The organism is Streptomyces sp. P17 (assembly GCF_032436805.1).
Classification (GTDB): domain Bacteria; phylum Actinomycetota; class Actinomycetes; order Streptomycetales; family Streptomycetaceae; genus Streptomyces.
Genome location: NZ_JAVRBF010001083.1, coordinates 1 through 258 on the forward strand (window position 1 = coordinate 1; position 258 = coordinate 258).

Genomic DNA, 258 nt, shown 5'->3' on the forward strand with positions numbered 1-258 from the left:
GCAAACGCGGTTGTCAGCGCGGCGCGTGCGTCCGATACAGCAACGAAAAGCGAAATTGCAGCAGCAGCCGCAGCACAGAAGAAGGCGAAAGCGGTTTATGACGCGTCCCGTGCAACATATGCGCAGACGAAAGCGAGCAATGAAGCCGCAGCAGCAGCCCGCAAAGAAGCCGCCGCACTGGATGCAGCAGCCGCAGCAGCGCGGAAACGTAACGCTGCTGCCAATTCGTCGGTTGTTTCTCGCAGCCCGGCAACAGCG

At 60.9% G+C, this 258-nt stretch carries 1 protein-coding gene; it reads right to left on the reverse strand.

Annotated features, from left to right (window positions below):
• Positions 1-13: 13 nt before the first annotated feature.
• Positions 14-258 (reverse strand): hypothetical protein (locus tag RMT89_RS44010; RefSeq protein ID WP_315889365.1); only part of this gene is annotated, 245 nt, incomplete at its 5' end.